The organism is Brevundimonas sp., from assembly GCF_035626975.1.
Classification (GTDB): domain Bacteria; phylum Pseudomonadota; class Alphaproteobacteria; order Caulobacterales; family Caulobacteraceae; genus Brevundimonas.
The window spans coordinates 136,392-159,398 of record NZ_DASPMQ010000006.1 but is presented as its reverse complement, the minus strand read 5'-3'; the positions used below and the strand labels follow the sequence as shown (position 1 = coordinate 159,398).

At 69.2% G+C, this 23,007-nt stretch carries 24 protein-coding genes; 16 read left to right on the top strand and 8 right to left on the bottom strand.

Annotated features, from left to right (window positions below; genetic code table 11):
* The first annotated feature begins 3 nt into the window (after nt 1–3).
* Both yczE and VEB62_RS02375 read left to right on the top strand, forming a co-directional pair.
* On the top strand, nt 4–618 hold the full coding sequence (yczE, locus tag VEB62_RS02380; RefSeq protein WP_324795016.1) for a membrane protein YczE: 615 nt from the start codon (nt 4–6) through the stop codon (nt 616–618).
* A gap of 63 nt (nt 619–681) precedes the next feature.
* Nucleotides 682–1,998, top strand: coding sequence for a hypothetical protein (locus VEB62_RS02375; RefSeq protein WP_324795014.1), 1,317 nt, complete (start codon nt 682–684; stop codon nt 1,996–1,998).
* Here the strand turns inward: VEB62_RS02375 and VEB62_RS02370 are convergent.
* Nucleotides 1,973–3,604, bottom strand: coding sequence for a peptide chain release factor 3 (locus VEB62_RS02370; protein ID WP_324795013.1), 1,632 nt, complete (start codon nt 3,602–3,604; stop codon nt 1,973–1,975). The two genes, VEB62_RS02375 and VEB62_RS02370, sit on opposite strands and share 26 nt — an antisense overlap.
* A gap of 225 nt (nt 3,605–3,829) precedes the next feature.
* On the opposite strand from VEB62_RS02370, the gene VEB62_RS02365 reads away from it, so the two are divergent.
* Nucleotides 3,830–3,964 (top strand): hypothetical protein, encoded by a 135-nt coding sequence (locus VEB62_RS02365; RefSeq protein WP_324795011.1) that lies wholly within the window; start codon nt 3,830–3,832, stop codon nt 3,962–3,964.
* Here the strand turns inward: VEB62_RS02365 and VEB62_RS02360 are convergent.
* From VEB62_RS02360 to VEB62_RS02350, 3 genes are all read right to left on the bottom strand, one after another.
* Nucleotides 3,961–5,511 carry a DUF1570 domain-containing protein gene (locus VEB62_RS02360; RefSeq protein ID WP_324795009.1) on the bottom strand — a complete coding sequence of 517 codons (1,551 nt, stop codon included), beginning with the start codon at nt 5,509–5,511 and terminating at the stop codon, nt 3,961–3,963. The two genes, VEB62_RS02365 and VEB62_RS02360, sit on opposite strands and share 4 nt — an antisense overlap.
* A gap of 69 nt (nt 5,512–5,580) precedes the next feature.
* The gene (locus VEB62_RS02355; RefSeq protein ID WP_324795007.1) at nt 5,581–5,961 is read right to left on the bottom strand and encodes a histidine phosphatase family protein; all 381 of its coding nucleotides are present in this window, start codon (nt 5,959–5,961) and stop codon (nt 5,581–5,583) included.
* 218 nt (nt 5,962–6,179) lie between these two features.
* On the bottom strand, nt 6,180–6,506 hold the full coding sequence (locus tag VEB62_RS02350; protein WP_324795005.1) for a DUF1491 family protein: 327 nt from the start codon (nt 6,504–6,506) through the stop codon (nt 6,180–6,182).
* Between the two features lie 56 nt (nt 6,507–6,562).
* On the opposite strand from VEB62_RS02350, the gene VEB62_RS02345 reads away from it, so the two are divergent.
* The 8 genes from VEB62_RS02345 (at nt 6,563) to flhA (ending at nt 15,719) form a co-directional block, all read left to right on the top strand.
* Nucleotides 6,563–7,423, top strand: a complete 861-nt coding sequence (locus VEB62_RS02345) for a hypothetical protein (protein WP_324795004.1) — start codon at nt 6,563–6,565, stop codon at nt 7,421–7,423.
* Nucleotides 7,424–7,580: 157 nt separating this feature from the next.
* Nucleotides 7,581–9,230, top strand: a complete 1,650-nt coding sequence (gene fliF / locus VEB62_RS02340; RefSeq protein ID WP_324795003.1) for a flagellar basal-body MS-ring/collar protein FliF — start codon at nt 7,581–7,583, stop codon at nt 9,228–9,230.
* Nucleotides 9,230–10,267, top strand: coding sequence for a flagellar motor switch protein FliG (gene fliG / locus VEB62_RS02335; protein ID WP_324795002.1), 1,038 nt, complete (start codon nt 9,230–9,232; stop codon nt 10,265–10,267). The genes fliF and fliG overlap by 1 nt, the downstream gene beginning before the upstream one ends.
* A gap of 1 nt (nt 10,268) precedes the next feature.
* Nucleotides 10,269–10,937, top strand: a complete 669-nt coding sequence (locus VEB62_RS02330) for a FliH/SctL family protein (RefSeq protein WP_324795001.1) — start codon at nt 10,269–10,271, stop codon at nt 10,935–10,937.
* The gene (fliN, locus tag VEB62_RS02325) at nt 10,937–11,269 is read left to right on the top strand and encodes a flagellar motor switch protein FliN (RefSeq protein WP_324794999.1); all 333 of its coding nucleotides are present in this window, start codon (nt 10,937–10,939) and stop codon (nt 11,267–11,269) included. Before VEB62_RS02330 ends, fliN begins: the two co-directional genes overlap by 1 nt.
* A gap of 36 nt (nt 11,270–11,305) precedes the next feature.
* Entirely contained in the window at nt 11,306–12,700 is a 1,395-nt protein-coding gene (gene flbD / locus VEB62_RS02320; RefSeq protein WP_324794997.1) for a sigma-54-dependent transcriptional regulator FlbD, read from the top strand.
* A 2-nt stretch (nt 12,701–12,702) separates the two neighbouring features.
* On the top strand, nt 12,703–13,611 hold the full coding sequence (bla, locus tag VEB62_RS02315) for a class A beta-lactamase (RefSeq protein ID WP_324794995.1): 909 nt from the start codon (nt 12,703–12,705) through the stop codon (nt 13,609–13,611).
* 17 nt (nt 13,612–13,628) lie between these two features.
* Nucleotides 13,629–15,719: a flagellar biosynthesis protein FlhA gene (gene flhA / locus VEB62_RS02310; protein ID WP_324795045.1), complete on the top strand. Its 2,091-nt coding sequence runs from the start codon at nt 13,629–13,631 to the stop codon at nt 15,717–15,719.
* Nucleotides 15,720–15,874: 155 nt separating this feature from the next.
* On the opposite strand, the gene VEB62_RS02305 is transcribed toward flhA, so the two are convergent.
* Nucleotides 15,875–16,582: a hypothetical protein gene (locus tag VEB62_RS02305; protein WP_324794993.1), complete on the bottom strand. Its 708-nt coding sequence runs from the start codon at nt 16,580–16,582 to the stop codon at nt 15,875–15,877.
* A 111-nt stretch (nt 16,583–16,693) separates the two neighbouring features.
* Here VEB62_RS02305 and VEB62_RS02300 point away from each other — a divergent pair, with 111 nt between their 5' ends.
* From VEB62_RS02300 to VEB62_RS02280, 5 genes are all read left to right on the top strand, one after another.
* Nucleotides 16,694–18,226, top strand: coding sequence for a sensor histidine kinase (locus tag VEB62_RS02300; RefSeq protein ID WP_324794991.1), 1,533 nt, complete (start codon nt 16,694–16,696; stop codon nt 18,224–18,226).
* Nucleotides 18,223–18,648 (top strand): response regulator, encoded by a 426-nt coding sequence (locus VEB62_RS02295; protein WP_324794990.1) that lies wholly within the window; start codon nt 18,223–18,225, stop codon nt 18,646–18,648. The genes VEB62_RS02300 and VEB62_RS02295 overlap by 4 nt, the downstream gene beginning before the upstream one ends.
* Nucleotides 18,645–19,736, top strand: coding sequence for a sensor histidine kinase (locus VEB62_RS02290; protein ID WP_324794988.1), 1,092 nt, complete (start codon nt 18,645–18,647; stop codon nt 19,734–19,736). Before VEB62_RS02295 ends, VEB62_RS02290 begins: the two co-directional genes overlap by 4 nt.
* Nucleotides 19,737–19,745: 9 nt before the next feature.
* A complete protein-coding gene (locus VEB62_RS02285) occupies nt 19,746–20,186 on the top strand; it encodes an NUDIX domain-containing protein (RefSeq protein WP_324794986.1) in 441 nt (146 codons plus the stop codon).
* A gap of 98 nt (nt 20,187–20,284) precedes the next feature.
* Entirely contained in the window at nt 20,285–20,467 is a 183-nt protein-coding gene (locus VEB62_RS02280; RefSeq protein ID WP_324794984.1) for a CsbD family protein, read from the top strand.
* A gap of 57 nt (nt 20,468–20,524) precedes the next feature.
* Here the strand turns inward: VEB62_RS02280 and VEB62_RS02275 are convergent, their stop codons facing one another.
* The 3 genes from VEB62_RS02275 to VEB62_RS02265 are packed head-to-tail and all read right to left on the bottom strand — an operon-like array spanning nt 20,525 to nt 22,990.
* Nucleotides 20,525–21,031 (bottom strand): hypothetical protein, encoded by a 507-nt coding sequence (locus tag VEB62_RS02275; protein ID WP_324794982.1) that lies wholly within the window; start codon nt 21,029–21,031, stop codon nt 20,525–20,527.
* Nucleotides 21,032–21,065: 34 nt separating this feature from the next.
* Nucleotides 21,066–22,244 (bottom strand): vWA domain-containing protein, encoded by a 1,179-nt coding sequence (locus tag VEB62_RS02270; protein ID WP_324794980.1) that lies wholly within the window; start codon nt 22,242–22,244, stop codon nt 21,066–21,068.
* Between the two features lie 41 nt (nt 22,245–22,285).
* Nucleotides 22,286–22,990, bottom strand: coding sequence for a hypothetical protein (locus VEB62_RS02265; RefSeq protein WP_324794978.1), 705 nt, complete (start codon nt 22,988–22,990; stop codon nt 22,286–22,288).
* Between the last annotated feature and the right edge of the window lie 17 nt (nt 22,991–23,007).

Genomic DNA, 23,007 nt, shown 5'->3' with positions numbered 1-23,007 from the left:
ATCATGTTCATTCGTCGCTTCACCCAGCTCCAGATCGGCCTGCTGCTCTACGGCCTGTCGATCGCCCTCATGGTCCGCGGCGGCCTCGGCATGAACCCGTGGGGCGTGTTCCATCAGGGGCTGTCGGAGGTCACCGGGGTCAGCCTCGGCATGGTCGTCAACGGCGTCGGGGCGCTGGTGCTGCTGGTCTGGATTCCGCTGCGCCAGTGGCCGGGGATCGGCACCCTGTCCAACGTGCTGGTGATCGGCGTAGCCACCGACGCGGCGCTGTGGCTGCTGCCGCCCGTCGAGGGGCTCGCGCTGCGGTCCCTCTTCCTGATCGCCGCCATCGTCCTGAACGGGGTGGCGACCGGGGCCTATATCGGCGCGGGGCTGGGCGCGGGCCCCCGCGACGGGCTGACGACCGGCGTGGTGCGCCTGACCGGCTGGCAGGTCCGCTGGGTGCGGATGGGGATCGAGGCCGCCGTGCTCGCCCTCGGCTGGATGCTGGGCGGGGCGGTGGGCGTGGGCACCATCCTCTACACCCTGTCGACGGGGCCGCTGATGCAGGCCTTCCTGCCGATGTTCACCCTCCGCGCACCGTCCCCGGCGCCTAGCCCCGTTCCTTCGTCTTCGTGAAGGCCTCCGTCTCGACACCTCGGCGATCCCCGTCCAGTGTCCGCTCGGGTGGGAGTTGAGAGCATGCGCCTCGTCACGATGATCGTCACCGTCAGCGCCTGTATGGCCGCCGCGCCCGCGTGGTCCTGTAGCCGCGTCAACTGGAACACCTACGAGGATTTCGGACAGCCGCCGGGTCGGGACGTGCTCGCACGCTCAGCGACGGTGGACTGGATCAGGGTTGAGCCGCCTCCGCCGGCGCGATGCCCCCGTTATCCCGACGGCTTCACCCATCCTGAGGTCTATGACGACGATTCAGCATGGGAGCGGGGACCGGAGGAATGTCAGAACTTCTCCGATGAAGGGGTATCGCCGATCTATATCGGATCGGTAATCGAGCGACTGAAGGGCAGGTCGCCGGATCGCTTCGCACTGATGCGCTATATCGCGCCCCGGCGTGATGAAACCGATCGCGACAGCGAGTGGTCCGCAGGACGTTGGGAGCGCTTCACCGACCTGAGGCGGACGCCTGCGACGCGCAACATCAGCTTCTCCCTCGGCGAACGGAGCACGGCTGAGGGCCGACACCGCGACCTGGCGTTCTGGGATGGGGGCGACATCGGCTTCAATCTCGACGGGTCGAACAGTTGCGGCGGCGTACCGACGCTCGATCCCGACATGCGATATGTCGTCTTCCGCGACGAGAACGGGGCGGTTCTGGCGCTGGAACCCGTCCTCCATGACGATGACGCTTTTCTGGGGCGGCTGCGCGACCACGCCGACGCTCCCGCCGCCTTCGCCGCCACGCCCTATCCGGTCCGGGACTTCTTTCGGTCGGCGCTCGGCTTGCTCGAGGCCCGCATCCTGTCCTGCGATGGCGGTGGGTCGCGATCCTCGTACGAGACGGAACGGGCGACGTTGCGGGTGACGCGAGGCGATCCTGGCCCGCCACAGCGGACTTTCTGGTCGCTAACGCCGGAGACCGGTGAAGGTCGCTTCGCCTTCAACGACCTGTGGGACTTCTACCAGACCCGAAACGAGCCCTGTCCCCGGGGCGAGAGCATCCTCCTTCTGGTCGCCGGGCTCCCTGGCACGCCGACATGGGACGGCGCCCTGGCCTGGACAGAGGACCGGTTCCCGGGGTGGCACGACGCGGCCTCGTCGCGGCTGCGTGAACTGGATGACGAAGACCGGATCACCCCTCTGGAGTTTTTCCTCACGGACCCGCTGCCGAAGGCGGGCCAACCGCGCCCGATCCGAATCCATGACGGGCGTATCCGCCTCGCCGACATTCCGACCGGCCTGACCCTCGCCGGTCCCGACTGGATCACCGTCGAACAGGCCTTCCAGTGGTTCGAGGAAGGCCGCGCGGCCGCTACCCCCGTTCCTTCGTCTTCGTGAAGGCCACGTTCGGGAACCGCTCCATCACATAGCCGGTCTCCCAGCTCGACTTGGCGAGGAAGACCGGGTCGTCGTCGATGTCGCGGGCCATCTGGCCGCGGTACTTGCCCATGAAGTCCTCGAGGTCGGCCTTCGTCCCGCCGATCCATCGGGCTTCGGAGAAGGGCGACGGCTCGAAGATGACCTCCAGCCCGTATTCCTCGCCCAGCCGGTCGGCCATGACCTCGAACTGCAGCTGGCCGACCGCGCCGACGATGAAGTCCGAGCCCATCTCGGGCCGGAACAGCTGGGTCACGCCCTCCTCGGCCAGGCCGTCCAGCGCCTTCTTCAGATGCTTGGCCTTCAGCGGATCCTTGACCCGCACCCGCTGCAGGATTTCGGGAGCGAAGTTCGGCAGGCCGGCGAAGCGGATCAGCCCGCTCTCCGACAGACTGTCGCCGACGCGCAGCACGCCGTGGTTCGGGATGCCGATGACGTCGCCGGCGTGGGCGTCCTCGGCCAGTTCGCGGTCCGAGGCGAAGAACATGATGGGGGCGTTGACCGACAGCTGCTTGCCGGTGTTCTGCACCTTCAGCTTCATGCCGCGCGTGAACTTGCCCGAGGCCATGCGGAACATGGCGATGCGGTCGCGGTGGTTGGGATCCATGTTGGCCTGGACCTTGAAGACGAAGCCGGTGACCTCGTTGTCGCCCGGCTGGACCGTCGCGGAGACCGGTTCGGCGGCGTTGCGGGTTCCGGCGGGCGCGGCCTTCTGGGCCTTCATCGTCTTGGGCGCGGGGGCCCATTCGCCGATCGCGGCCAGCAGCTCCTCGATGCCGAAGTGGCGCAGCGCCGAACCCCACAGCACCGGCGTCATATGGCCCTCGAGGAAGGACTGGCGGTCGAAGGCCGGATAGCCGCCCTCGACCAGATCCTGCGCCTCCATCAGCGCCTCGTGCTCGCCGGCCTCGAAATAGCGGCCGGCCTCGGCCAGCGGCAGGGCCTCCGGATGCGGCACATCCTCGGCCGAGCCGGCCGGTTTGCGGGCGTAGGGCTGGAACCGGCCCGTGCCCATCTCGACCATGCCGCGCAGGCGGTTGCCGCTCTCGGCCGGCCACCAGATGGGAGCGGGGTCGAGCTGCAGCCGCGAGGCGATCTCGTCCAGCAGGGCCATCGGGTCCTGGGCCTCGCGGTCCAGCTTGTTGATGAAGGTGATGATCGGGATGTCGCGCAGGCGGCAGACCTCGAACAGCTTCAGGGTCTGCGGCTCGATGCCCTTGGCGGCGTCCAGCACCATGATGGCGCAGTCGGCGGCGGTCAGCGTCCGGTAGGTGTCTTCCGAAAAGTCCTCGTGGCCCGGCGTGTCCAGCAGGTTGAACATCTTGCCGTCGTGCTCGAACGTCATGACCGAGGCCGAGACCGAGATGCCGCGCTCCTTCTCGATCTTCATCCAGTCCGACTGGGTGCGCCGGTTCTCACCGCGCGCCCGCACCGCCCCGGCCGCGCGGATGGCTCCGCCGGCCAGCAGGATATGCTCCGTCAGCGTGGTCTTGCCGGCGTCGGGGTGCGCGATGATGGCGAAGGTCCTGCGGCGCAGGGCCTCCTGCTGGAGGGTCAGTTTCGACATGTTCGATCCTTGGGCCGCGCGAACTAGCGCGGCCCGGCGCGAATGTCACCCGAGGCGAGGGCGACGCCCTCGCGAGGGGGGCGGCGGGAGTTACCCCGGACGGGCCTCGATGTCACCCGATGTGAATAACCCCTCGCAACGAAGGGCTTTCGGAGTCATTGTCCTGTCAGGCGAGACGACCCGGTCACGCAATCGGGCGCCGCCTTTGGAAACGAAGGAACGGCCATGGCTCTCAACGATCCCGCCCCCCCGCCTCCGGACCATCACGACGTGCACCCCGCCCTCAGCCTGATCGTCGGCTTCGGCCTCATCGTGCTGGGCGCCACGGTGGTGCACGTGGTCTTCAACGTGCTGGTCTAGCGCGCGGGCGGAGCTTCCGCCTCGCCGGCGCGCACATCCTCGTCCATGGCCTCCGGCGGCGTCTGTCGCGCCCGGGCCATGACGATCATCTGGCTGGCGATCGCGGCGCCCTCGCCGCCGTGAGGATCGTTGGCCACGGGCCCCAGGATGGCGATCGCCTCGTCAAACCGGTCGCGCATGATCAGCGCCCGGGCCGCGCCAACGCGCACCTCGGTCAGTTGGGGCGCAAGCGAATAAGCCAGTTGCCAGGTCTCCAGATCGTTGTCGGTCGGATAGCTGGGCGCGCCCTCCCGGGCCCGCGCCAGCAGCAGATAGGTCCGGTACTGACCGGGATCGAGCGCGTAGGCGCGCGCCAGCAGGGCCTGCGCCTCCCTCAGCGTCCCGTCCTCGCCGTCCTCGCGCGCGGCGGTCAGCTTCGCGCTGGCGAGGTGTTGGAGCGCCTCGACGTTCTCCGGGTGGTCTTCCAGCAGGTCTTCCAGCAGCGTGACCCCGCGGACCTTGTCGCCGAAAACCAGCTCCGCACGGGCGAGGGTCAGACGGGCGAACGGGTCGCGGCCGTGCCGAGCCGCCGCGCGTCGGACCGCCTCCGCCGTGGCCGCGCGTTCGTCCTGCGGCGCGCCGATGATAAGCCTGCGCGACAGCAGCATCAGATCGTCTTCTGCCGCGCCCAGTTCGGACACGCTGATCGTGACCTGCGGAAACAGGTCGGCGCGATAGTTCGTAATGCGCGTGCTGCCCCGGAAATAGTCGCGCAGGGCCTGCTCGAAAGCGGGCGCCGTCATGCCGGTGGCGGCCTCCAGGGCCGCGACCGGATCCTGTCCGGATCCCACGGCGTCGACATAGGCCCACAGCGTTTTGCGCCGGTCGGGATCGGACATGAAGTAGTGCGTGATGAGCCAGGCCTGGCCGTAATAGAGAACCCTGTCCTCGAGGTCGCGAAACTCGCCGGGCCGTTTGGACAGCACGTCGGTCAGGGGAAGCCAGGTCTCGGTCGCCAGCCATGCGACGCGATCGGGATCCGGACGGCCCACGGCGATGTGGGTCGATCCGATGTCCGTGGTCATGAAGTATTCGGCGTAACCTTCTATCAGCCAGGCGGGATAGGCGGCCGAGAAGTTCTGTAGCATGAAATGGTGCACATACTCGTGCAGCAGGACCTCGTCCTGCCCGCGGGTGCGCACCGCTACGGCGAAGATGTCCTCGCCACGCGCCGCATAGAATCCCTGAATGCCGGAACCTGAACCCAGCCGGACATACTGGATGTCGCGCTGGTTGCCGACGAGATAGATCGGCAGTTTGCGCTCGGGAATATCCGACAGCGGCAGGCCGTGGATCGCGCGCAGCAGCCGGTCGAAGGTCTCCAGTTTCTGGGTGTAGTCGCGGAGCACACCGGCGTCGCCGTCGCTGTAGATGATGAACCGCGGACTCTCCGCCCGCTTCCAGTCCGCCGCCGCCGCGGGCGCGGTCACGCTCACGGCCAGCACCGCCACGCAGACCGCGAGGGCGAGGAGGGAACCTCTGGCCGGGATCAGCAGGTGGATTTTCATGCGGAGCGCCCGGAGGTTGTGGAGCGCCTTCGATAGCCCGGACTCCTCGAACGACCAAGCCGGCGCGGCTTACGCCGCCAGCCGCATCCAGACGGCCTTGTCGGCGGCGACGGCGTCCAGCTTGCCCTTCGCGGCGCGCGCCTTGAGCTGGCGCATCACCGGATCGGGCAGGGCGCAGAACTGCGGTTCGACCAGATCGGGATCGCAGGCGGCCGCCGGAGCCGCGAACAGGGCGGCGTTGACGTCCGGCGAGCGGTCGTGGATCAGCCACGCCAGCCGGCGCGCGCGCTCCGGATCGTTGTGGTGCAGCAGCGGGTCCTCGGCGAACAGCTCGCAACCCAGCGTCAGCACATAGTCGAAGCCCAGTTTCTCGAAACGGCGCGCGTCGCCGGGCGTGACCGGGCAGGTCTCGTCCAGGTCGAACACAACGTCGTTCAGAAGAAAGAGCATCGAAAACACCCGTCATCACCAGGCTCATCGCGGCCTGTTGGATGTGAACCTAGCGACAGGCGCTTGCGGTTCCGTTCCCGAACGTCGTTAAGGATTTCGCACCGGCGGCGGGACGCGAAAGAAGTGGTTAGGGAAGGGGCTGGGGGCTCAAAAGCGGGAACCAGGGTACTGCCGATACATCCAGTCTCTGCTTGAGACAGCCCCTGGCCCCCCAGCCCCTACGCCACCTTCTCGGTAATGAAGTGTCGCCCCTCGCGATCCTCGATCTCGACCACCCACAGGTCGGGATCGTAGCCGATCTGGCGCTGTATGTAGGCGTCCAGCTCGCTCTCGGACTCGCTCTCGACCGGCTGCAGCCACAGCCGTTCGCCGTCGGGTCCGAAAGCCTCACTATAGAGTCTGGCGCGGCGCGTGGACGTGTCGAACGCCTTGACGATCACGGTCCCCGCGCGCGCGTCGCCCTTGCGCGCCACCGTGGCGAAGGCCCCGGCCAGCTCGGCGCGGCGGATCAGGGCGGACACCCACAGGTCGGTGGACAGAAGCAATTCGCTAACCCTGCTCGGAAACCGGACCGGAACGCGTCATGCGTAGGGTGCGGGTCATGACGATAGGCCAGAACGCCACCGCCGCCAAAGCCGTCCTCCTCGCCGCCGCCGTGCTGGCGACGCCGGCGCAGGCATGGGCGGGACCCGCCGACACCTATTACGAACGCGCCTTCGTGGTCGCCGCCGACGCGCGCTGCGACCTGTTCGCGCCCCAGGTCGACGCCGCCCTGACCGCGGCCATGGCCCAGGCCCGGGGCGCCGCCCTGCGGTCCGGCGCGGCGGAAGCCGACCTCAACGCCGTCGTCGCCCGCGCCCGTTCGCGCGCCGCCGCCGTGTCGTGCCGCGACCCGCAGCTGGCGACGGTGCGCGCGCGGGTCGACGGCGCCTTTTCCGGCTGGACCCGCACGCCGCGCATGACCTTCGCGGGCGAGCGCCAGCACTGGGTCGCCGACCGCACCAAATGGGCCCGGCCGGGCTGGCGCCTGATGCAGGCCTCGACCGTCGGCGCTTCGTCCGTGACGTTCGGCTATGGCGGCAAGGCCGACGCCTCGGCCCTGACGGCCGTGGTCTCCTTCGTGGGCCGTTCGCGTCCCAATGCGGCGCGCATCGTGTTCCGCGATGACGCCAAGGCGCCGCGGGCGTGGCTGGCCGGCGGCGGCCTGGCGCCGGCGTCGACACGCGCCAGCGTCTGGGCCACCGGCGTCTCGGCGGCCGATCCCGGCCTGCTGGCCGAGGGCCGTCGGGCCGGAGAGGCGTGGCGATTCCCGGCCTCGGCCGCCGACCGGCTGGCGCGCCTTGATCCGCGCGAGACCTTCCTGGTCGAATTCCATTTCCGCGACGGCAGCGTGGCGACCGCCCGTTTCGAGGCCGGCGATTTCGCCGCCGGCCGCGCCTTCATGGGCATGGGCGCGCTATAGGACCTCGCGGACTTCCGTTCATTCCCGCTTTTCGCGCGGAAGCGAGGACAGGAACGGCAAGCTGTGCTGACTCTTAACGCCCCGTTTACCACGTGCCCGGCATTTTCTGCCTGGCGGGCGTCGGTATGCACCCCGTGAGTCATCGGGGCGGGGGCGAGTGGGCGGCTTTACGGCGGCGTTGCAGAGATTCGGGATCGGTCGACTGACCGTGGTGCTGGGCGTCGCCGCCGGCGTCGCGGCGGTGCTGGTCGCCGTCATGCTGCGCATCGGCCAGGCTCCCGACGCCCTGCTGTATTCCAACCTCGACCTGCGCGAGGCGTCCGAGATCACCACGGCGCTGGACAGCGCCGGCATCAAATACTCCTCGAAGGGCGACGGCTCGACCATCTTCGTCAGCCGCGACGAGGTCGGCGAGGCGCGCCTGCTGGTCGCCGGCAAGGGTCTCGTGACCTCCGGCAGCGTCGGCTACGAGATCTTCGACAACCAGTCGGTGCTGGGCCAGACCGAGTTCCAGCAGAACCTCAACGAAAAGCGCGCGCTCGAGGGCGAACTGGCCCGCACCATCATGAGCATGCGGGGAATCACCTCGGCCCGGGTGATGATCGCCCTGCCGTCGCGCCAGCTGTTCCAGACCGCCGCGGCCGATCCGACTGCCGCCGTGGTCGTCGGCGTCAGCGGCGGAACCCTGACCGGCGCCCAGGTCCAGGCCATCCGCAACGTGGTCGCCTCGTCGGTGCCCAGTCTGAAGCCCGAGAAGGTCACCCTGACCGACACGGCCAACCGCACCCTGGCCGCCGGCACGGACGGCGAGGGCTTCAGCGCCGCCTCGGCCGAGGAGGCCAAGTCGTCGACCGAGGCCCAGTTGCAGGCCCGCATCAAGGACATCGTCGAGGGCGTCGTTGGCGTCGGTGCGGCCCGCGTCCAGGTCACCGCCGACATCGATCACAGCCGCTCCACCACCCAGGAACAGCGCTTCGATCCCGACGGCCAGGTCGTCCGCTCGACCTCGGCCAACGGCTCGGAGAGCGCCGACACCACCGGCGTCAACGACGGCGGCGCCACGGCGACCAACAACATCCCCGGCGGCGCGGACCCGGCCGCCACCCCGATCGGTTCGCGCGACACCCAGAACACCGAGACCACCAACTACGAGATCTCCAGCACCACCACGACCACGGTGAAGGAGGCCGGCGAGGTCAAGAAGCTGGCCGTCTCGGTCGCTGTCGACGGCCGCTGGACGCCCGCCGCGAACGGGGGCGAGCCCACCTACGCGCCGCGCACCGCCGAGGAGATCACCCAGATCAAGTCGCTGGTCGCCGCCGCCGTCGGCATCGACGAGGCCCGTGGCGACAAGATCGAGGTCCTGAACGTGCGCTTCGCCCGCGACGTGCCCGTGGCGGGCGGCGGGGCCGAGGCCGGCTCGTCCCTGTTCGATTTCACCAAGAACGACCTGATGCGCGGCGTCGAACTGCTGGTCCTGCTGATCACCGGCGTGCTGCTGATCTTCTTCGTGCTGCGCCCGCTGCTGAAGAGCGCCACCGGCGGCGGGGGCGCCCAGCCCCAGCTGGCCGGGGCCGGCGCAGGCGGCGCGCCGGTGACGTCGCTGCAGACCACACTCATGGGCGGCGGCATGCAGATGGCCCAGATCACCGGTCCCGTCGGTCCTTCGGAAATGGAGCAGCGGCTCGACATCGCCCGCATCGAGGGCCAGGTGAAGGCCTCCTCGGTCAAGAAGGTCGCCGACTTCGTCGAGAAGCATCCTGACGAGTCGACCTCCATCCTGCGCAGCTGGGTGCACGAAGGGTGATGGCCGCCCGGCTCGTCTCCAAGAAACCGGCGGTCGAGGACGTCAGGAAGCTGACCGGCCCGGAGAAGGCCGCCGTCATCCTGCTGTCGCTGGGCGAGGACCACACCCGCCTGTGGCAGAGCCTCGACGAGGATGAGATCAAGGAGATCTCGCAGGCCATGGCCTCGCTCGGCACCGTCTCCGCGGCGGTGGTCGAGGAGCTGATGGTCGAGTTCGTCTCGGGCATGAGCGGCTCGGGCGCGGTCATGGGCAGCTACGAGCAGACCCAGCGCCTGCTGGCGTCCTTCATGCCCGGCGAGCGCGTCGAGGCGCTGATGGAGGAAATCCGCGGCCCGGCCGGCCGCACCATGTGGGACAAGCTCGGCAATGTGAACGAGGCCGTGCTCGCCAACTATCTGAAGAACGAATACCCCCAGACGGTCGCGGTGGTCCTGTCCAAGATCAAGCCGGACCACGCCGCCCGGGTCCTGACCAGCCTGCCCGAGGATTTCGCCCTCGAATGCGTCCAGCGCATGCTGCGCATGGAGCCGGTCCAGCGCGAGATTCTCGACAAGATCGAGCAGACCCTGCGCACCGAATTCATGTCCAACCTGGCCCGCACCTCCAAGCGCGACAGCCACGAGATGATGGCCGACATCTTCAACAGCTTCGACCGCCAGACCGAGGCCCGCTTCATCGGCGCGCTCGAGGAACGCAACCGCGAGGCCGCCGAGCGCATCCGCGCCCTGATGTTCGTGTTCGAGGACCTCGCCAAGCTGGACCCCGGCGGCATCCAGACCCTGCTGCGCGCGGTCGAAAAGGACTCCCTGGCCCTGGCCCTGAAGGGCGCCTCGGAATCGCTGCGCGAACTGTTCTTCTCCAACATGTCCGAGCGCGCCTCCAAGATCATGCGCGAGGACATGGAATCGATGGGTCCCGTCCGCCTCAAGGACGTCGACCAGGCCCAGATGGCGATGGTCCAGGTCGCCAAGGACCTCGCCGCCAAGGGCGAGATCATGCTGGTCGGCCAGGGCAGCGACGACGAGTTGATCTACTGACATGACCGCCCTCCCGCTCAGCACCCCGTTCGCCTTCGACACCGAGTTCGACGATGCGGGCATCATCGTGCGGCCGTCCGCCTTCCGCCCGACGAAGCGCGCCTACGGACCGCTGGAGGTCGACGCCCTCGTGGCCCAGGCCCGCGTCGAGGCGCGCGACGCCGCCCTGGCCGAGATCGAGAGCCTCCAGGCGATGGCCCTGTCGGCGATCGCGCAGAGCCTCGCGACGGCTGTCCCCTCCCTGACCCAGGTGGCGCAGGCCCACCGCGAACAGGCCGCCGAACTGGCCCTGGTCGCGGCCCGCGTGGTCGCCGCTGCCGCGCTCGACCGCTTCCCCGCCGGGCCGCTGCAGGCGGCGCTGGAGGCGTTGGGCCAGGAGATCGACGCCTCGCCCCGGCTGGTCATCCGCACCGGCGATCTCGACGACGCCAGTCGCGCCCGGATCACGCGGCTGTGCGACGACGCCGGTTTCTCGGGCGTCGTCGCCTTCCGCGAGGAGCCCGGCCTGCCGTCGGCCTCGTTCCAGCTCGAATGGGCTGACGGCCGCGCGGCCTTCGACGCCGACGCCGCCTTCCTCCGCATCGGGGAAGCCCTGAAATCCGCCCTCGCCGCCGAGGCCGGGCACTCCGAATCTCTCACCCCTGCTGCTTCACTGGAAGGGAGGCCGTAATGGCGTCCGACACCATGGCCCTGGAGGAGTTCGCCGACTCCACCGCGATCACCGTCAACGACGACGCGACCGACAAGACCGCCAGCGACCTCGCTCCGGTCTTCGATGTCCCCGTCAACATCTCGGCGGTGCTGGGCAAGGCGCACATGTCCGTGGCCCAGCTGCTCAAGCTGAACCGCGGCTCGGTGCTCGAACTGGACCGCAAGGTCGGCGAGGCCATCGACATCTTCGTCAACAACCGCCTCGTCGCCCGCGGCGAGGTCGTCGTCGTCGAGGACCGCCTCGGCGTGACCATGACCGAAATCATCAAGACGGAAGACTCCGGCGCCTGATCGGCAGCCGGGCGTAGAGATTAGAGGAGAAGACCCATGCGGCTTCTGGTGGTTGGCAGGCTCAGCGGACAGCTGGCGACGGCGGTGAAGATGGCCATGGCGCACGGCGCCAAGGTCAGCCACGTCGAGCGCGGCGATCAGGCGACGGAACAGCTCCGGCGCGGGCAGGGGGCCGACCTGCTGATGGTCGACTACCGCGTCGACATCGCCGCCCTGATCGCCGCCAACGAGGCCGAGCGCATCCACGTGCCGGTGGTGGCCTGCGGGGTCGACGCCGACGCCACGGACGCCGCCAACGCCATCCGCGCCGGCGCCAAGGAGTTCATCCCCCTGCCGCCCGAGGCCGATCTGATCGCCGCCGTGCTGTCGGCCGTCGCCGACGACGAGCGCCCGCTGATCTCGGCCGACCCGTCGATGAAGGCCGTGGTCCAGCTGGCCGACCAGGTCGCCCGTTCGGAAGCCTCGATCCTGATCACCGGCGAAAGCGGCGTCGGCAAGGAGGTCATGGCCCGCTACCTGCACGCCGGGTCCAAGCGCGCCGACCGTCCCTTCATCAGCGTCAACTGCGCCGCCATCCCCGACAATCTGCTGGAATCCGAGCTGTTCGGCCACGAGAAGGGGGCCTTCACGGGCGCCATGGCCCGCCGCATCGGCAAGTTCGAGGAGGCCGACGGCGGCACGCTTCTGCTGGACGAAATCTCCGAGATGGACGTCCGCTTGCAGGCCAAGCTGCTGCGCGCCATCCAGGAGCGGGTCATCGACCGCGTCGGCGGCGCCAAGCCGGTGCCGGTCAACATCCGCATCATCGCCACCTCCAACCGCGATCTCGCCCGCTCGGTCAGCGAGGGGACCTTCCGCGAGGACCTGCTCTACCGCCTCAACGTCGTGAACCTGCGCCTGCCGGCCCTGCGCGAGCGGCCGGGCGACATCGCCGTGCTGGCCGATCATTTCGTCAGGAAATACGCCGTCGCCAACGGCGTGCCGGTGCGCGCGATCTCGGCCGATGCGAAACGGGCCCTGGTCTCGCACCGCTGGAACGGCAACGTCCGCGAGCTGGAGAACGCCATGCACCGCGCGGTGCTGCTGGCGGTCGGCCCCGAGATCGACGTCGAGGCCATCCGCCTGCCCGACGGCCAGCCGCTGTCGATGGGCAGCCACGGCGCCCCCGTCGACGCCGGCCTGGCCGGACGCGCCGCCCAGGTCGCCGACACCGTCACCCGCGCCCACGTCGGCCAGACGGTGGCGCAGATGGAGAAGACCCTGATCCTCGACACGCTGTCGCACTGCCTCGGCAACCGCACCCATGCGGCCAACATCCTCGGCATCTCGATCCGCACCCTGCGCAACAAGCTCAACGAATACGCGGACGATGGGACCCAGATCATCGCCCCGCAGTCGGGCATCGCCGCCGCCGGCTACGCGGCGGCCTGATCATGGCTCTCCGCACGGACCGCAGAAGCGTCCTGACCGGCCTCGGGGCGCTGGGCGTCATGGGCTGTTCGCGGCGGACGGAGACCGCCGCCGACGTCGCATCGCCGAAATCGATCGCCGTCGACTTCGCCCCGCTCGAGGCGCGGCACGGCGGCCGGCTCGGCTTCACCGCCCAGGTCCCCGGCGGCGATCGTGTCGACTGGCGGTCGTCCGAGCGCTTCGTCTACTGCTCGACGTTCAAGATGTACCTCGCCGCCGCCACGCTGGAACGCGTCCAGCGCGGCGAGGAGCGCCTTGATCGACCTGTCCCGGTCACCGCCGCCGACATGGTCAGCCACGCGCCGGTCTCCGAGCCCGCGATCGGCTCCAGCCTGACCATCGAGACCCTGTGCAAGGCCGTGGTCGAGGTCAGCGACAATCCCGCCGCCAACATCCTGATCCGCGAACTCGGAGGACTGGACGCCCTGCGCGCCTGGTACCGCTCGATCGGCGACCAGAGCACCACGGTCGATCGTCTCGAGCCGATGATGAACCGTCTCGACGGCGACAAGGACACCATCACCCCGGCCCAGTCGGCCGCCAACCTCGAGCGCCTGTTCGTCTCCGCGGAAACGCCCCTGACGGCCGAAAACGAGACCCGGCTGCTTCGCTGGATGTTCGACTCGCCCACCGGCATGGACCGGATCAAGGCCGGCGTCCCGGCCGGCTGGCGCGTGGCCCACAAGACCGGCACCGGCGGCTACGGCCCGACCAACGACATCGGCCTGGCCTATCCGCCGTCGGCCGACCCGGTCGTCATCGCCGCCTATTTCCACGGGACGTCCGACTCCACGCCCGAACAGCGTGACACCGTCATCGCCGACGCCACCCGCATGGCTCTCGCCGCCCTCGGGCACGGCGCCGCTGCATGACCGACGCGTCCCTGGTCATGAAGGACGGCATGGCCCGTCCGACCGGCCGCGACATGCTCGGCTGGGTCGCGCGCGGCGAGGTCGGCATGGCCGTCGGCGTCATCGGCGTCATCCTGCTGCTGATCCTGCCCATCCCGGCATTCCTGATGGACATGCTGCTGGCGCTGTCGCTGGTCTCCAGCGTGCTGATCCTGATGACCGCGGTGATGATGAAGCGGCCGCTCGACTTCGCCATCTTCCCGACGGTCCTGCTGGTCTCGACCCTGTTCCGGCTCGGCCTCAACCTGGCCTCGACCCGCCTGGTGCTCAGCCACGGCCACGAGGGTCCCGGCGGGGCCGGTCAGGTGATCCAGGCCTTCGGCTCGCTGATGATGGGCGGCAGCTTCATCATCGGGATCATCATCTTCGCCATCATCCTGGTGGTGAATTTCGTGGTCATCACCAAGGGCTCGACCCGCATCGCCGAGGTCTCGGCCCGCTTCACCCTGGACTCCATGCCGGGCAAGCAGATGGCAATCGACGCCGACCTGTCGTCGGGTCTGATCAACGAGGAGCAGGCCAAGTCGCGCCGCAAGGAACTGGAGCAGGAATCGACCTTCTTCGGGGCCATGGACGGCGCGTCCAAATTCGTCCGCGGCGACGCCGTGGCCGGCCTGATCATCGTCTTCATCAACGCCATCGGCGGCATTCTGATCGGCGTCATCCAGCATCAGATGCCGATCGGCGAGGCGGCCAATTCCTATGTCGCCCTGACCATCGGCGACGGCCTGGTGACCCAGGTTCCGGCCATCATCATCTCCATCGCCGCCGGCTTCCTGGTGTCCAAGGCGGGCGTCGAGGGCACGGCCGACAAGGCGCTGGTCGCCCAGCTGGCCACCAATCCGGTCAGCCTCGGCGTCGTCTCCGCCGCGGCCGGCCTGATCGGCCTGATCCCCGGCATGCCGCTGCTGCCCTTCGCGGCCCTGGCCCTCGGGACCGGATTCATGGCCTGGCGGCTGGGCCGTCAGCGGCTCAAGCCCAGGCCGACTGACGCCGAGCTGGCCGCCACCGCGTCGAGCCCGAAAGAAGACGTCGAGGAACCGATCGGCACCGCCCTGACCATCGACGAAGTCAAGATCGAGCTTGGCTATTCCCTGCTGTCCCTGATCAACGATCTGGAGGGCCGCCGACTGACCGACCAGGTCCGCGCCCTGCGCCGCTCGCTGGCCCAGGAGTACGGCTTCGTCATGCCGTCGGTGCGCATCCTCGACAATATGCGCCTCGGCACCCAGGGCTACGCCATCCGCATCAAGGAGATGGAGGCCGGCCAGGGCGAGGTCCGCCTCGGCTCGCTGATGGCCATGGACCCGGCCGGCCGCCAGGTCGAACTGCCCGGCGAGCATACCAAGGAACCCGCCTTCGGCCTGCCCGCCACCTGGATCGACGAAAGCCTGCGCGAGGAGGCCACCTTCCGCGGCTACACCATCGTCGATCCGTCAACCGTGCTGACCACCCACCTGACCGAAATCCTCAAGGAGAACATGGCCGAGCTGCTCTCCTACGCCGAGGTGCAGAAGCTGCTGAAGGAGCTGGGTCCGGAAGAGAAGAAGCTGGTCGACGAGCTGATCCCCTCGGTGGTCACCGTCACCACCCTGCAGCGGGTGCTGCAGGCCCTGCTGCGCGAGAAGGTTTCGATCCGCGATCTGGCCGCGATCCTCGAAGGCCTCGCCGAGGCGGCGCCGCATACCTCGTCGGTCACCACCCTGGTCGAGCACGTCCGCGCCCGCCTGGCCCGTCAGCTGTGCTGGCAGCACAAGGGCGACGACGGCGCCCTGCCGATCGTCACCCTGTCGCCCGACTGGGAGCAGGCTTTCGCCGAGGCCCTGGTCGGCGCCGGCGAGGACAAGCAGCTGGCCATGGCCCCGTCCCGCCTGCAGGACTTCATCCGCGCCGTCCGCGACGTGTTCGAGCGCGCCGCCATGGCCGGCGAGACCGCCGTCCTGCTGACCGGCCCGCAGGTCCGCCCCTACGTCCGCTCGATCATCGAACGCTTCCGCGGCCAGACCGTCGTCATGAGCCAGAACGAGGTCCACCCGAAAGCCCGGCTGCGGACCATCGGGACGGTGTGAAGTCTTCCTTCTCCCCTCCGGGGGAGAAGGTGGCCCGCAGGGCCGGATGAGGGGGATGGGCCGTTTGGACTGTCTGGCCGGCGGTTCACGGAGGCGGCCTTACCCCTCATCCGGGCGGCTCCGCCGCCCACCTTCTCCCCCAAGGGGAGAAGGAACTATTCCGCCACCGTCCAGCCTCCCGCCGACGCATTGCGCGCCACGTCATTGGCCGGCCGCGCCACCAGTCCCGACTGGGTGATCCAGACCTCGTACCGGGCTCCGTCGGCCATCGGCATATAGGCGCCGCCGCCATACAGGGTGTCGACGGCGTCGACGTACCGGCGGTACTTCCGCGCCGTATCCCAGGCGCTGACCTTCCACGGCAGGATGGACCCTTCGTCCCCGCCGGTCAGCGGATGCACGCTGCGCGCCCCGTTGATCTCCTGCTCGATCGAGCGGTAGCGGCCCGACAGCCGGTCCAGCCGGTACTGGGTGTCGAGCCCCAGCACATTGGCCCATGGCTTCCACTTCAGCACCTGGGCCTCGAGGCGCCACTCATCGCCGTGCAGCGGATACAGGTTGCTGACCGCCGGGGCGTTCTCGCCCCGCTCCGGCTGCATCACCGTGGCCTCGAAATACTGCGGGCCAAGCCGGCGGGTCTCGATCGTCGCCACCGGGCGTTCATGCGTCAGCCGTGCATAGGTCTGCACGTCGAGGCCCAGCAGGGCCGCGATCAGGGCCACGGCCATGAAGCCCGCGCCGCCGATTCCGCCCAGCAGGCCGGCGAGGAACCGCCCCCTGAACACCGCGCCCAGGCCTCTGAACAGCAGGACCAGCCCGATCAGTCCGACGATCGCCGGCGCGATCCACCACCACCAAACCATGTCGTTACTCCACCCCTGCCGGTGATCCTTACCCTAAATCCGTGAAACGGGGGCGGTTTCGCTCCACACGCGACTGGACAGGCCAAAACACGCCGCTAATGCTCGCGCCCGATGAGTTCGGCCCTTCGCCTGTCCCTGTCCGCCCTCGTCCGGTTCGCCCGGACGCCGAGCATCGGGCGATCGGTCGTGGCCCTGCTGGCCGGCGCCATCCTGCTGCTGCTGGCGGTCAACGTCGCCACCTTCGTCATGATCCAGCGCACGGCGGCCTTCAACGACCAGGTGGAGCGCTCGCAGCAGGTCCGCCGCGCCGCCCGCGACCTGCTGCTGTCGCTGGTCGACGCCGAGACGGGACAGAGGGGCTTCCTGTTGTCCGGCCGTCCGGAATTCCTCGCCCCCTACAGCCGCGCCGAAATCTCGGTTCCCGAGCAGATGCAGGAGCTGGAGCGGCTGACGGAAGGCGATCCCGAGCTGGAGCCGCACGTCCAGACCATGCTGGAGGCGGCGCGCGACAAGCTGGCGGAGCTGGAACGGACCGTCGCGCTGTCGCGCACGGGCCGCATCGGCGAGGCCGTCCAGATGGCGCGCGCCGGCGAGGGCCGCGCCCTCATGGATGCGATCCGCACCCGGGTCGCGGCCATCGACGAAGTCGAGAACCTCCGCGTGGAGGCGCGAACGCGCCAGTCCGAACGGGGCTCCGGCCTCACCCTCGGGGCCAACGCCTTCGCCGGCCTGCTCATCATCGGCCTGGCCGGAATCATGCTCTGGCTGGTGCGCCGCTACGTCGGCGAGATCCAGGCCGCGCGCGAAAGCCTCGACCGCATGAACGCGGGCCTGGAGGGCCAGGTCCGGGACCGCACCGCCCAGCTGACCCGCGCCAACGACGAGATCCAGCGCTTCGCCTACATCGTCAGCCACGACCTGCGCGCGCCGCTGGTCAACATCATGGGCTACACCGCCGAGCTGGAGCAGGCCGGCCAGGTGCTGGACCGCCAGGTCGCGCTGGTCGAGCAGCGGGCGCCGAAGTCGCTCGATCCCGAGGCGGTGACGGCAGTTCGCGAGGACATGCCGGAGGCCATCGGCTTCATCCGCGCCTCGACGGCCAAGATGGACCGCCTGATCAACGCCATCCTCAAACTGTCGCGCGAGGGACGGCGCTCCCTGGTCCCTGAACTGCTCGACGTGACGGCCATGGCCCGCGGCGCCGCCGACAGCGTCCGCCACCAGACCGGGTCGGCCGGCGCCCAGGTGATCATCAAGCCGCTGCCCCGGATCGAGAGCGACCGGCTGTCGATGGAGCAGATCCTCGGCAACCTGATCGACAACGCCGTCAAATACCTCGACCCGGCCCGGCCCGGCCGGATCGTCGTCTCGGGCGAGGACGAACCCGGCGGCTGGGTCGTCTATCGGATCGCCGACAACGGCCGCGGCATCTCCGCCCGCGACCACGAGCGCATCTTCGAACTGTTCCGGCGATCCGGAAAGCAGGACCGCCCCGGCGAGGGCCTCGGCCTGGCCTTCGTGCGCAACAGCGTTCGCCGTCTGGGTGGCGAGATCAGCGTCGAATCCGAACTTGGAAAAGGATCGACTTTCGTGCTGAAATTCCCCACACGCCTGATCCAGGACGACGCCGGAGAGGCCGCATGAGCAGCGCAGTCAGGATCGTGATGGTCGAGGACGACCACGGCCACGCCCGCCTGATCGAGAAGAACATCCGCCGCGCCAATATCGCCAATGAGATCGTGCATTTCGACAACGGCGGCTCGGCCGTCGACTACCTGTTCGGGGACGACGCCGGCCTGAACGGGCCGATGCTGATCCTGCTCGACCTCAACCTGCCGGACATGTCGGGCACCGACATCCTGGCCCGGGTCAAGGGCGACGAGCGGCTGCGCCGCGCCCCCGTCGTGGTCCTGACCACCACCGACGACAAGGGCGAGATCCAGCGCTGCTACGACCTGGGCTGCAACGTCTACATCACCAAGCCCGTCGACTATGAGAGCTTCGCCGGCGCGATCCGCCAGCTCGGCCTGTTCCTGTCGGTGATGCAGGCGCCGGACATCGTTTGAGCCGCCACAGGGAACACGCCGGTTTGGAAACCTCGGGCCAGGTCATCCGCCTGCTCTACATCGACGACGATCGCGCCCTGTCGCGGCTGGTCGAGAAGGAGCTGGGGCGTCACGGCTACGCCGTCACCTGCGCGCCGGACGGCGAGGCGGGCCTCGAGATCCTGGCCGCCCGCACCGCGGACTTCGATGTCGTCGCCCTCGATCACTACATGCCGGGCCGCGAGGGGCTCGACATCCTGCCCGACATCATCGCCCTCGAGAGCCCGCCGCCGGTGGTCTACGTCACCGGCGCCCAGGAGGGCCGCATCGCCGTCGCCGCCCTGCGCGCCGGGGCCGCCGACTACGTCATCAAGGACGTCTCGGCCGACTTCACCGCCCTGTTGCGCAACGCCCTGCAGGACGCCGTCTCCCGCCGCCGCCTGCAGCGCGAGCACGAAGAGGCCCAGGAGCAGATCCGCCTCGCCCGCGACCGCGCCGAGGCCATGCTGCGCGAGGTCAACCACCGGGTCGGCAACTCCCTGCAGCTGGTCTCCAGCTTCATGTCGCTGCAGTTGCGCCACCTCGCCGACGAGGGCGCCCGCGCCGCGCTCAAGGAGTCCCAGGCCCGGATCGAGGCCGTGGCGCACGTCCACCGCCGCCTCTACACCTCGGGCGACATGACCTCGGTGGCCATGGACGAATACCTCGACGGCCTGATCGCCGAACTGGGCAAGTCCCTGGCCCCCGGCGCCGGCTCCCCGACCCTGACGTTGAAGGCCCACCCGATCAGCGTCTCGACGGACCAGGCCGTGTCGATCGGCGTGATCGTCACCGAACTGGTCACCAACGCCGTCAAATACGCCTACGGCCCCGGCCAGCCCGGCGAGATCCGCGTCAGCCTCGAGCCGCACGGCCGCGACGACCGCGCCCTGCTGACGGTCGAGGACGACGGCCCCGGCCTCGGCGACGGCCAGCCCCGCGGCACCGGCCTCGGCGGCAAGATCATCTCGGCCATGGCCTCCGGCCTGCGCTCGGCGGTCGAATACGATCCGGCCCACCGCGGCGTCCGCGCCCGGCTCGCCTTCGACCTCCAGCCGGTCGCGCGCTAGACTCCCGCCATGCTCCAGTTCGGCGACCGCGATCCCTCCCTCGACTACCTGACCCGCCCCACGGCGTTCGGCCTGGTCTTCCAGGACGGCAAGCTGGCCTGCGTCCGGGTCGACCGCGGCGAGGCCAGCTACTACGACCTGCCCGGCGGCGCGATCGACGGCGACGAGACCGGCGAACAGGCCCTGGTCCGCGAGTTCGTCGAGGAGACCGGCATGACCGTCCGTCCCTTCGTCCGCATCGCCGAGGCCGCCCAGTATTTCCGCAAGTCCGACGGCGCCCCCGTCAACAACGTCGCCGGCTTCTGGATCGCCGAACAGCTGTCGCTCGATCCCGCCGCCAGGATCGAGGCGGACCACCAGCTGGTCTGGCTGCACCCGCACACGGCCCTGAACGAACTGCGCCACGACGCCCATGCCTGGGCGGTCGCGGTCTGGCTCCGGCGCGGATAGCGGCGACGCAAGCGGCGCCTTACGGAACGCCGGGCGGGGCTGAACCGCTTTCCATGTCCAGATGCGGCCATAGCGGCCGCATTCCGCAGGAGAAATTCATGCCCGATCATGATCGCGTGGAAGGCGCCGCCAAGAACCTTGGCGGCAATATCAAGGAAGCGGCCGGCAAGGTGACCGGCGACGAGAAGCTGAAGGCGGACGGCCGGGCCGATCAGGCCGAAGGCAAGATCCAGAACGCCGTCGGCGGTCTGAAGGACACGATCCGCGACAAGCGCAACTAGACTTCCAATTCATCGACCGTGACGCCGTCCGCACCGCGGGCGGCGTTCGCGCGTCGGTCAGTCGTCGTCGCCGCCCAGGCGGATGCTGAGGCCTTCCTCGGCGGGTTTGGATCCGTCGGCGGGCCGGCATTCCTCGGTCCACGCCACGCCGCCTTCGGGCCGGGCCCGCGGCCGCGTCTCGCAGGTCCGCTCCACCAGCGCGGCCGTCGCCGGTCCCGACCGGCTCGGGGCGCCGCACTGCAGGGCGTAGCGGTCGCCCGCCGCCTCCTGCCGGCACTGGTCGGCGGCATTGGCCGGGGCCAGGCCGGGCGGCAGGGCGTCGCCGAGATTGGCGGCCAGGGCGACGCGCACCCGCGCCTGACAGGCCTCCAGGCTCTCCTCGGCCTTGCGCACCAGCGGGCTGCACTCCGAACGCTCGTAGCCATAGGGGTCGGCCCGCGCCCAGTCCGGAATGCTCGGGACGGCGGCGGCCTGCACCGCGACCGGCTCCGGCGGGGGCGTCTGCCACACCACCTGTCCGGTGGCGGCCTGTTGCAGAAGGGCGGCGGCAAGGACGGCGAGCATGGCGGACCTTTCGATGTGACCGGCCAAGCCTAGCCTATTTGGCCAGCGCCCGCATCGCCTTCTCCAGCCCCTCCAGCGTCAGCGGATACATCCGCTCGTCGACCAGTTCGCGGATCATCCCGACCGAGGCCGAATAGCTCCAGTACCGCTCCGGCGACGGATTCAGCCACGCGACCTTGTCCCACTGCTGCGTGGCCCGCTTCATCCACACGGCCCCGGCATCCTCGTTCCAGTGCTCGACCGAGCCGCCGGGCATGGTCACCTCATAGGGGCTCATGGTGGCGTCGCCGACGAAGATGGCCCGCCAGTCGCCCGGGTATTTGTTCAGCACCTCCCAGGTCGGGATTTTCTCGCTGTGCCGGCGCCGGTTGTCCTTCCACACCCCCTCGTAGAGGCAGTTGTGGAAGTAGAAGAACTCCAGGTGTTTGAACTCGGTCCTGGCGGCCGAGAACAGCTCCTCGCACATCTTAACATGGGCATCCATCGAGCCGCCGATGTCGAGGAACAGCAGCACCTTGATGGTGTTGCGCCGCTCGGGCCGCATGTGGATGTCCAGCCAGCCCTGACGCGCCGTGCCGTCGATGGTGGCGTCCATGTCCAGCTCGTCCGGCGCGCCCTGCCGCGCGAACCGGCGCAGGCGGCGGAGGGCGACCTTGATGTTGCGCGTGCCCAGTTCGACCTGGTCGTCGAGGTTCCGGTATTCGCGCTTCTCCCACACCTTGACCGCGCGGCCCTGCCGACCCGGCCCGCCGATGCGCACGCCCTCGGGATTGTAGCCGCCATGGCCGAACGGGCTGGTCCCGCCCGTGCCGATCCACTTGCTGCCGCCCTCGTGCCGGCCCTGCTGCTCCTCGAGACGCTGCTTCAGCGTCTCCATCAGCTTGTCGAACCCGCCCAGCGCCTCGATCTGCGCCTTCTCCTCGTCCGTCAGGTATTTCTCGTTGAGCAGCCGCAGCCAGTCTGCGGGCACGTCCAGCGACGGCTCCTCGCCGGCGCCCACGGTCTCGATCCCGGCGAACACCTTGCCGAACACCTGGTCGAACCGGTCGTAGTGCTTCTCGTCCTTGACCAGCACCGCCCGCGACAGGTGGTAGAAGTCATCGACCTTCCGCCCCGCCACGTCCTTGTCCATGGCCTCCATCAGATGGAGCCATTCCTTCATCGACACGGGCACCTTGGCGTCGCGCAGGGCGGTGAAGAAGGGGAGGAGCATCAGGGCAGCCTAGCAGGCCCGGCCGGCCGGCCCAATGGCGGCTATTCGGCCTCCGGCGCTGCGCGCGCGTCCTTTCCATCGGCGAGTTCGATCAGGATCCGGATCATCATGGACTCGGACCACAGGTCTCCCCGCAAAGCCTTGTCGAGCCGCACGGTCATGCGCTGCTTGATGATCCACCCGCCCGCCTTGGCGACGCTGACCTTCGTCATGTACTCGTTGCCGTCGCTCTGGGTGACGACGCCCCGCGAGATGTAGCGCCGCGGAAATCCCGGACCCGTCACCTCGGTGCGCACAGCCTCCCCGTCGTAGGCGCGCAGATCGGGCCATCGGTTGCGGACCGCGGCGATCGCGCTGTGGGCCTCGGCCTCCGCGGTGGGGGTCGGCGTGTACATGGACGCATAGTGGGTCAGCGACGCGCCCTCGACGCCCGTCTGACAGCTGATGTCTTCGGCTCCCGGTGTCGGATTGTAGACGTGAATGCTGTTCACGCTCACGCCCGGCCAGAAGCGACACACCATGGCGCTGGCGCGGTGGCGAACAGCCGTGCCTTGCTGATCGCTGACGTTCTCGAACATCGCCGCGTGGCCGGAACCCGCGATCAGGGCGTCGGCCGCCTCGCGGTCGGCCTGCGCGTGGACAGCCGACCGGATGGGGAACTCAGGCAACTGGGTGGCCGGCCCGTCCTGGGCCGTCGCCAGGGGCGCGAACAGAAGCGCGGCGATGAATGACAGATGCGCAAGCATGAAACCCTCCCAGGACT

Bases quoted from the DNA above. Each gene is read 5' to 3' on its own strand.
- VEB62_RS02305 (WP_324794993.1), bottom strand. From the start codon at position 16,582: ATGGTTTGGTGGTGGTGGATCGCGCCGGCGATCGTCGGACTGATCGGG.
- VEB62_RS02280 (WP_324794984.1), top strand. From the start codon at position 20,285: ATGCCCGATCATGATCGCGTGGAAGGCGCCGCCAAGAACCTTGGCGGC.
- VEB62_RS02365 (WP_324795011.1), top strand. From the start codon at position 3,830: ATGGCTCTCAACGATCCCGCCCCCCCGCCTCCGGACCATCACGACGTG.
- VEB62_RS02345 (WP_324795004.1), top strand. From the start codon at position 6,563: ATGACGATAGGCCAGAACGCCACCGCCGCCAAAGCCGTCCTCCTCGCC.
- yczE (WP_324795016.1), top strand. From the start codon at position 4: ATGTTCATTCGTCGCTTCACCCAGCTCCAGATCGGCCTGCTGCTCTAC.
- fliN (WP_324794999.1), top strand. From the start codon at position 10,937: ATGGCGTCCGACACCATGGCCCTGGAGGAGTTCGCCGACTCCACCGCG.
- VEB62_RS02330 (WP_324795001.1), top strand. From the start codon at position 10,269: ATGACCGCCCTCCCGCTCAGCACCCCGTTCGCCTTCGACACCGAGTTC.
- flbD (WP_324794997.1), top strand. From the start codon at position 11,306: ATGCGGCTTCTGGTGGTTGGCAGGCTCAGCGGACAGCTGGCGACGGCG.
- VEB62_RS02295 (WP_324794990.1), top strand. From the start codon at position 18,223: ATGAGCAGCGCAGTCAGGATCGTGATGGTCGAGGACGACCACGGCCAC.
- VEB62_RS02300 (WP_324794991.1), top strand. From the start codon at position 16,694: ATGAGTTCGGCCCTTCGCCTGTCCCTGTCCGCCCTCGTCCGGTTCGCC.
- fliG (WP_324795002.1), top strand. From the start codon at position 9,230: ATGGCCGCCCGGCTCGTCTCCAAGAAACCGGCGGTCGAGGACGTCAGG.
- VEB62_RS02360 (WP_324795009.1), bottom strand. From the start codon at position 5,511: ATGAAAATCCACCTGCTGATCCCGGCCAGAGGTTCCCTCCTCGCCCTC.
- VEB62_RS02285 (WP_324794986.1), top strand. From the start codon at position 19,746: ATGCTCCAGTTCGGCGACCGCGATCCCTCCCTCGACTACCTGACCCGC.
- VEB62_RS02275 (WP_324794982.1), bottom strand. From the start codon at position 21,031: ATGCTCGCCGTCCTTGCCGCCGCCCTTCTGCAACAGGCCGCCACCGGA.
- VEB62_RS02270 (WP_324794980.1), bottom strand. From the start codon at position 22,244: ATGCTCCTCCCCTTCTTCACCGCCCTGCGCGACGCCAAGGTGCCCGTG.
- VEB62_RS02370 (WP_324795013.1), bottom strand. From the start codon at position 3,604: ATGTCGAAACTGACCCTCCAGCAGGAGGCCCTGCGCCGCAGGACCTTC.
- VEB62_RS02265 (WP_324794978.1), bottom strand. From the start codon at position 22,990: ATGCTTGCGCATCTGTCATTCATCGCCGCGCTTCTGTTCGCGCCCCTG.
- flhA (WP_324795045.1), top strand. From the start codon at position 13,629: ATGAAGGACGGCATGGCCCGTCCGACCGGCCGCGACATGCTCGGCTGG.
- VEB62_RS02355 (WP_324795007.1), bottom strand. From the start codon at position 5,961: ATGCTCTTTCTTCTGAACGACGTTGTGTTCGACCTGGACGAGACCTGC.
- bla (WP_324794995.1), top strand. From the start codon at position 12,703: ATGGCTCTCCGCACGGACCGCAGAAGCGTCCTGACCGGCCTCGGGGCG.
- VEB62_RS02375 (WP_324795014.1), top strand. From the start codon at position 682: ATGCGCCTCGTCACGATGATCGTCACCGTCAGCGCCTGTATGGCCGCC.